Raw genomic sequence first — 8,770 nt, 5'->3', positions numbered from 1 at the left:
TTATTACAAGTGCATAAAAAGTAGATTTTTTAATCATAACGGTTTATTTTTTAGTAAGACAAAGCATACCATAGATTTCCAGGGCAGAACTTGATACATAAAATATTTTGCTATTAATTATGGAGGGATGAAACAAATTTATACCAAGTTGCTTATTCTCAAGAATATAATCGTTAAACTACTTAATTACTCTTTGAAAACATTTAAGTTTCTTATATCAAGGCAGATACGTGGTGTATTTGGGTTTGTTATATTTTGTTGTTTTTAGAAAATGATATTTATTTTATTGTTTTTGTAAATTATTTTTAAACAATGCCATGTTTTATGAGGTAATCAATAAAAAATTGGGATCAAGATTAAATAGTTATAAAATTGATTTTACAGTAATTTTATGAAATGATATCTCCTAAAAATTTTATTTATGACATGAATTTCCCTAATTTTAGATACTTTAAATAAATAGATAGATGGTTAAAGAAGAATTAGGGATCAAAACAATCTGCGTCCATACAGGGGACATTAAAGATGAGCAATTTAAAGGCGCTGTATCGCCTATTTATATGTCCACGTCTTATCAATTTGAAGATGTTGCTGTTAAACGTTATCCAAGATATTTCAATACCCCAAACCAAGAGCATCTTTCAAAAAAAATTGCTGCTTTGGAACATGCAGAGGCAGCCCTGATTTTTGGTTCTGGAATGGCAGCCGTAAGCACTACGTTTCTGGCATTTTTGAAAGCAGGAGATCATTTGGTGGTTCAAAACCCGCTTTATGGTGGTACCAGTAATTTTGTAAGGGAAGAACTGTCAAAGTATGGGATTTCATATACCTTTACGGAAGGGTATCAGGTTTCGGATTTTGAAAATGCCATCCAAGAAAATACCAAGCTAATTCATTTAGAAACACCTTCCAATCCGTTATTGACCATTACCGATATTCGAGCCATTGCCAAATTGGCCCAATCGAAACAGATTATAACCAGTATAGACAATACTTTTGCCAGTCCCATCATTCAAAACCCCATTGATTTAGGAATTGATATCGTTATCCATTCTGCCACCAAATATTTAGGAGGTCATAGTGATATTTTAGCTGGAGCTGTGGCAGCTTCCCAGGAACATATTGATACCATTTGGCATGTAGGTAAAAACCTTGGAGGTAATTTAAGCGATTTCATGGTTTGGATGCTTGAAAGAAGTATGAAAACCTTGGCCTTGCGCGTCAAGGCTCAATGTAGAAATGCTAAAAAACTAGCCAAGTTTCTGGATAAACATCCAGACGTGACTAGGGTATATTATCCAGGTTTAAAATCTCATCCTGAACATGCCTTGGCAAAATCGCAAATGAAACGATTTGGAGCGATGATGTCTTTTGAGTTGGATGAACGACTAAACGCTTCAAAATTTTTAAAAGCTTTAACATAGTCCATATTATAAAGTGGCAAATTTTAAAATAACTGTATAGTCATTTTAGGATTAAGAAAAAGCGTTGTATAATTATATCAGGATTTTATTAACCTGTATAACTATTTTAGGATGGGTCACTTCTATTTATTTAGATTTTAGTATATAGCGTCTCTTCTTTTTAATTCGTTTTTTTATTGGTTTTTAAATGATAAAATCAAACTCCCCGTCCAGACTTTGTCTGTCCACCCCTCTTCATCTGAAGAGGGGTGCTTTAACACAGTCCATATTATAAAGGGGCAAATTTTAAAATAACTGTATAGTCATTTTAGGATTAAGAAAAAGCGTTGTATAATTATTTCAGGATTTATTTATTAACCTGTATAACTATTTTAGGATGGGTCACTTCTATTTATTTAGATTTTAGTATATAGCGTCTCTTCTTTTTAATTCGTTTTTTTTTACTGGTTTTTAAATGATAAAATCAAACTCCCCGTCCAGACTTTGTCTGTCCACCCCTCTTCATCTGAAGAGGGGAGCTTTAACATAGTCCATATTATAAAGTGGCAAATTTTAAAATAACTGTATAGTCATTTTAGGATTAAGAAATAGGGTTGTATAATTATATAAGGATTTATTTATTAATCTGTATGGTTTTTTTAGGACTAGTCACTCTCATGCACTATCTAAACTTGAGCCATACTTAAGCTATGCAGTTGCTGTTTTATAAATAGACATAAAAAAATCCCCATGACATAGTCTATGGGGATTTGTTTGATTCATCAAGTCATTTAGTTTTGCATGATAATGACTTTTTTGTTTATCAGCTTGTTATCTGCTGTTCTTACTTTTATAATGTAGTTTCCTTCAGAAACATTTTTAACTGGTAATCTGCATTCGTGAGCTAAAGGCGCATTGGTTGCATTCCAGGACTTTACGGTTTGTCCAAGCATATTTACTAAATATACTTGTTTAATATCTACAGAAGTAGGCACATTGATGTAAACCTCATTTGTGGCATTTAGATAATTCACCACCACATTGGAAAACTCTTCAATTGGTGTGTTGAGAGTGGCATCTTCTTTAAAGGCAATAAAATATCTGTTGGCATGATTGCCTGCATCCAAGGCTATTTGATAATTAACCGTATTGATTCTGGAATAATTACCTAAAAGCGCATCATACACATACACATCAATGTCTTCATCAAAATTTTCAAGGTCTGTCAATTCAATTTCAATGGTTCCGGATGTTCCTAAGCTGATGTTAACAGGATACATATTATCCACATTAAACTCGCCAACGCCTTGAATGACATAGTTCTCATTGTCAATTACAAAAGACATATCGCTTGGGAAGACATCGGAGTTTTTGGCATCGTAGCCATAGTCAAATCCATTTGTTGCTTCATTATTAGGTGTAAAAGCCAATAACAAGGGCCTGATGGCACCCTCAGGAGAGGTGAAGTTCAATCGGATGCGTTTGATTAGGTCGACTGTTTCTGGGGCGTCATCTGTTCTTAAAAAGATGGAATTACCGGAGGCTTCCTTCACAAAAGCACGTTGGCTATTTCTAAAACTTACTGTGTTTGAAACTTGATTGGTATGATTGGCTGAAGTTACAAAGAAACCTTGTCCCACAGGTATAAATTGTCTAGGGATCGCCAAAGTGGCATCTCCAGTACCATTAATTCCAGGAGGAGAGACAGCAGCAAGTCCACCTGATAAATTATAAGTTGCATAGCCACCTTGATATTCAGCTGTAAGGTGAGACGCATTGGTAGAAGCTTGTTTCCAGAAATAAAGTGAGCCATCTATGCTAGCAGTGGTTCCAGAATTTCCACCAGGAATATTGTCCCTAATAAACTCTAGAGCGTTAATGGCCGAAGGGTATGGGTTACCAACTAAAGTTTGGTTATTAAAAGTTGGCTGAGCTGTAACACTTGCCGAAATGGTTCCATTGTTAGGCATCCCTCTAAAGGTATAATTTTGTGTGCCAGTAGCAGCACCAGGACCAGGCCCTTTCATGGTATATCCTAATCCAGCATTTATTGTACCAAGGTTACCTTCATGAGCCCATTCAGAATAATCTGCCTCTAAACCTTCTGAAAAGGTGTAAATCCAACGGCTACTTATGGTTAAAGGAGTGGTGCTTCCATTGTTTCCGGTTGTCCATTGAACTTTGGTATTTCCGTTATAAAGAATATCATCTAATCTAAATGCTCTATTAGAAGCAACACCAGTTGAACTCACTGGACTTCCCCAATAATTGTAATTGAATGTATTGGCCGTTCCTTGTTGGTCACGCTCCATATAACCTGTGCTGTTTGTATAATCTATAACAGCTGAATTATTTTGCATGAGTTGCGATTCGCCTTCTAGGTCTAAAACACCATCTATTCTTAAATAACCATTCACACGTAATAGTTGGTTGTTATCAATAGTATATCTGTTGTTATCAACCAATAAGCCCAATAGGGTTGTGGCTCTGTTGCCAGAATTGATATTATGTTGTATTCTGACAATGTTCCATGTTTGAGCTTGTCCATTAATGCTGTTAGCTGTAGAGTTAGGAATTTGTTGAACCGTTCCATTTAGCCAAGTTGTCTGTGTATTCCAAGCGCCATTTCCATTAGAAATGTAAGGTATAGGAGCCGTTTCTGGTTGCACAGCTGTCATTTTATTCAGTTTTCCAGGTATTGGAGATACTGTTGCAATATCGCTTATGTATCCATTATTAACAAGGGTTTGAGGTCCTGCATTCATTTGATAATAGCCCGTTAAGTTATTCCATTGCAGACCAGCAATATCAAGAGGAACCACAACACCTCTAACATTCGTGCCATTGTCTTCAATTTCTTGATTCATCATCTCTCTAATTTGCGTTTGAGATAATGGCGTATTCCAAATACGAACTTCATCAATACCACCACCAAAGAAGTTAATAGGAGCATTGTTTGTTGTATCCATTGCACCAATTAAGGCTATATTGGAATTGTTTGCTGGATTTGGACCTGTTTGAGATTGGATTAAGAAGCCATCAATATACATGTGGTACTGGTTGACACCATTAAATGTTACTGCTACATGATACCATTTGGTATTATTCATAGTTTGAGTAGAAAACATCTCACTGGCATTGTAACGGAAATACAAACGATTTCCAATTAAGCTTAAATCGTAACCAGAGGTTAGGCTTGAGCTATTACGTTTGGATATGATGGTTTGTGTACCAGAAACTGTATTTGGTTTTATCCAGGCTTCTATACTAAACGCACCAGAGCTTAAGTTATAATCTGTATCTGCAAAACTGATATTATCGTCCACACCATCAAATACTAAATTAGTACCACAATTGGCAAAAGTAAATGTTACAGTATCTATTGTATTATTACAAGGGGATGCATTGGTTGCTTCCCATTGTAGGGTATATGTTTCACCACTTTCACCTGTGAAATCTGAATTGTAAGCTGTATCATTAGAAAAATAATAACTACTAGCAGCTTGTCCGGATGTTACTGTCCATTGTCCAGATACATTGTTTGCAGCTAAAGTTACCGTTGTATTTGCACAACTTGCACTTGGAGTTACTGTTCCAGCATAGGCAACAATATATGGTGTAATGTCTATATCTACAGTTTCTACAGCAGCATCACAAGGACCAGCAGGATCATCAGAGGTAAAGGTGAAGGTTATGGTTCCTGTTTCATTAGTATCGAAAGTATAAATTGGGTTTAAGCTATATATATTATCAAAAGTCCCTGAGCCAGAACTTGTCCAACCAGAACCAGGTGTTCCAACAGTGGCACCACCAGTTAGACTGGCATCAAGTGTAATTGTACCATCTGAATAACAGACTGTTTGAGGTACTGTATTGATGGTTACTATTGGAGCTTCATTAACTGTTATTGTGCCATTTGCAGATTTTATATCGCAACTAGAGGTTGTAGTAATTGTGTAATTAAAAACTCCAAACTCAGTAGGTGTACCTGAAATCACAAATTCCAATCCATCAAAAGTTGTTGTTAACCCAGCAGGCAACCCAGTAATGTTAGGAGGGGTTAATCCGCCACCAATATCATAAGTAATATCTGTGATGGCAGTGTCTTGACATACTGTTTGATTATCCGTTCCTACAGGGGAAGTTAATCTTATAAAGGTTGATAGTGTTGCAAAGGAGATATCATCAATTCCAAAATCATTACCTCCAAGTGATGCATTTAAGTTTCTTATTTCTATTACTGCTGTTGTGTTGGTTCCTGAGTTCCAAGTCCCGTAAAAGCGTGTCCAATTATCTGATCCAGGATTATTGTTATTTGGGTGGGTAGGTAAACTTGGAGCAGTTCCAACATTTGTTCCATTAACGTTAAAGGTTAGTTGAGCAGTTTGGCTACTGTTATTTAAGCTCATTCCCCAAGCAGAGAAATAATATTCTGTATTTGGTTCTACATTAACCGTTTGTTGCCAAACAATCAAGGTATTACCATGTCCATTAACAGCCATAAAATTCCCATTTCCAGTGGTATGGTCATTCCCCCAAAAATTTATATGTACATTTTGACCGTTGTTAGTTATGGAATAACCATTATTGCCTGAATCGTCATATAACTCTCCTTGTCCAGCAGGTACTAGTCCTGGAACATCAACATGATATGCATAATTACTATTGAAACCTACATTTCCTGCTTCAAAATCACCATTAGTAACTAATTCTTGTGCAACATTAATACTTGTGCTTATTGTACAACCATCAGCAGTAGTCCCAATGACCTGATATGTACCAGCAGTGTCTACATAAATAGATTGAGTAGTTTCTCCTGTGTTCCACTCATAACCTACAAAACCTGATCCTGTAGCAACTAGTTGAACCGTATTTTCATTTGGTGGAGCAGGACAGTAATCAGCAGCAATGGTTAGATTAGATACAGGATAAACGTTTACAGTTATCGTTTCTGTTGCAGGACAGCCATCTGTAGGGTTTATTACTGTTACAGTATAGTCTGTAGTAACAAGTGGGTTAACCGTTATTTGATCGTTATTAGGACCAGAAATTCCAGCTCCAGCAGGTAAACCTGCTGTTGGTCCTGGAGGATTAGCTGTCCAAGAATAATCAAAACTACTACCTGAAGTAGTTGCTTGTACTTGGAAATTATCAATCAATACATGTGGTTCTCTTTCAGCCCATATTATGCATCCAAACCAACTGCACCAATAATTAAATGTAGAACCATCATTAACTCTTAACCTAAATTCTAAATCGTTTGGATTATTGGCAGATGGTGGTAAGAGAAAACTAAGTGGTATCCAATTATTATTTCCAGCTGGCAACTGTAATATTGCATGGTTGTTTTGCCATGTACCTCCATTAACTCTATAATCAACTCTAATACGTTTATTGTTTCCTAATCCAGTAACTCTTCTAGCTTGAAAATAAACTCTAAAATCTTGATAATTTGGTAAATTTGGTCCGTTTACAGCAAACCTCCAGTTACCATTATCTGATGATCCTCCCCATCTTCCACCATCCTCCCAATCATCAATTTGTCTTAGTGCTCCACCTGCAACGTTGTTTTGAGTGAAAGCACCTGGAGTTGTTGTTGTACCTTGGTTTGTTGGTCTATCGTAATTGATGCTTCCTGTAACTGTAGAGTTAATGCCTGTTGCATTTTGCCCATTTAAATTGCCATAATCAGTTCCAGAATTAAAATTATAGTTTACAATAGTTTCATTATTCCCTCCAGCTCCTTGTACATTAGCTATTAATATACTAGGGTCTCCAGCACAAACAGGATCGTCAGAGACCGTTACAGAAGTGATTACAGGAATATCCAATACTTCTATAGAAGCAGATGTATTGGAGCAACCTGTTGCTGTATTTGTAAACGTAAAGGTTACATTTCCTGGTGCAACACCAGTAATGACACCTCCATTGGTAATAGTTGCAATAGCATTGTTGCTACTTGCCCAAGTACCACCTGTTGTAGGAGATAACGTATGGCTTTCGTTTACACAAATATCATTGTTGCTTGGTAAATTGGTAATGTTAGGTAATGCATTAATCACCACGTTATTTGTTGTACTAGGACATGAAGTTGATGCACTTGTAAAGGTAAAAGTCACATTGCCTGGTGATACTGGAGTTATCACTCCTGCATTGTTTATAGTTGCAACACCAGGATTGTTGCTTACCCAAGTACCTCCTGAGTTTGGTGTTAAGTTGCCTGTGTCTCCCATACAAATTTGCACAGGAGCTGTCACTGTTGGAGCTGGGTGTACTGTTACTGTTATGGTATTACTTTGCTTAGGTAATACACATGCAGATAAGCTAGATTGAATCTCTACATAAATATCATGTGTTCCAACAGTTAAAGGTGTTATAGGAGTAAACGTAGGACTATTGGTTCCTTGGGAAATGCCATCAATAAACCACTCATAAATAGGTGTGGATCCGCCGTCAACAATTGTATCGACATTAAAAGTTAAGTTTTCGCCAGCACAAATCTCATTATTGGCATCATCTGAAACGATGCTTACACTTGCACTCGCTGCAGGGTCTAAGACAGTTACTGTAGCTGTACAAGTTGAAATATTATTGGCAAAATCCCTTACAGTTAAAGTTACTGTATTGACCCCTAAATCGTTACAATCAAAAGCTGTATTATCTAAAGACATGGATTGGATGCCACAATTATCGGTAGAGCCATTATCAATATCAGCTGTTGTGATAGTTGCGTTACCAGAGGCGTCTAATGTTACTAAATAATTTTGACAATTAGCAGTTGGAGCAATAACATCGTTTACGGTCACGTCAAAGGAACAAGAGTTTGTTAATCCAGCAGCATCGGTAATGGTATAGGTTACGGTAGTTGTCCCAATCGGGAAGGTATCCCCAGGATTGTGCGAACTCGTTACCACAGCACCAGCACAGTTGTCAGCACCCGTAGGCGCCGTCCAGGTCACAACCGCATCACATTGCCCAGCATCGTTACTTACCGTAATATCAGCAGGACAGGCAATGGTTGGGTTTTCAGTATCGTTAACCGTTACATTGAAAGAACATGAAGCTGTTAAACCAGCAGCATCGGTAATGGTATAGGTTACGGTAGTTGTCCCAATCGGGAAGGTATCGCCAGGATTGTGCGAACTCGTTACCACAGCACCAGCACAGTTGTCAGCACCCGTAGGTGCCGTCCAGGTCACGACCGCATCACATTGCCCAGCATCGTTGCTTACCGTAATATCGGCAGGACAGGCAATGGTTGGGTTTTCAGTATCGTTAACCGTTACATTGAAAGAACATGAAGCTGTTAAACCAGCAGCATCGGTAATGGTATAGGTTACGGTAGTTGTCCCAATCGGGAAGGTATC

1 protein-coding gene and 1 pseudogene are annotated in these 8,770 nt (G+C 37.3%); one reads left to right on the top strand and one right to left on the bottom strand.

Going from position 1 to position 8,770, the window contains the following annotated elements:
- Positions 1–467 precede the first annotated feature (467 nt).
- A pseudogene (locus D778_RS13925) lies at positions 468–1,418 on the top strand (trans-sulfuration enzyme family protein); the annotation flags it as partial.
- A 776-nt stretch (positions 1,419–2,194) separates the two neighbouring features.
- Here the strand turns inward: D778_RS13925 and D778_RS13920 are convergent.
- On the bottom strand, positions 2,195–8,770 hold a 6,576-nt coding region (locus D778_RS13920), incomplete at its 5' end, for an HYR domain-containing protein (RefSeq protein WP_040492714.1).

Source organism: Xanthomarina gelatinilytica, assembly GCF_000348685.1.
GTDB classification, from domain to species: Bacteria; Bacteroidota; Bacteroidia; order Flavobacteriales; family Flavobacteriaceae; genus Xanthomarina; species Xanthomarina gelatinilytica.
The sequence above is the reverse complement of the archived record's forward strand: the minus strand, read 5'-3'. Positions and strand labels throughout refer to the sequence as shown.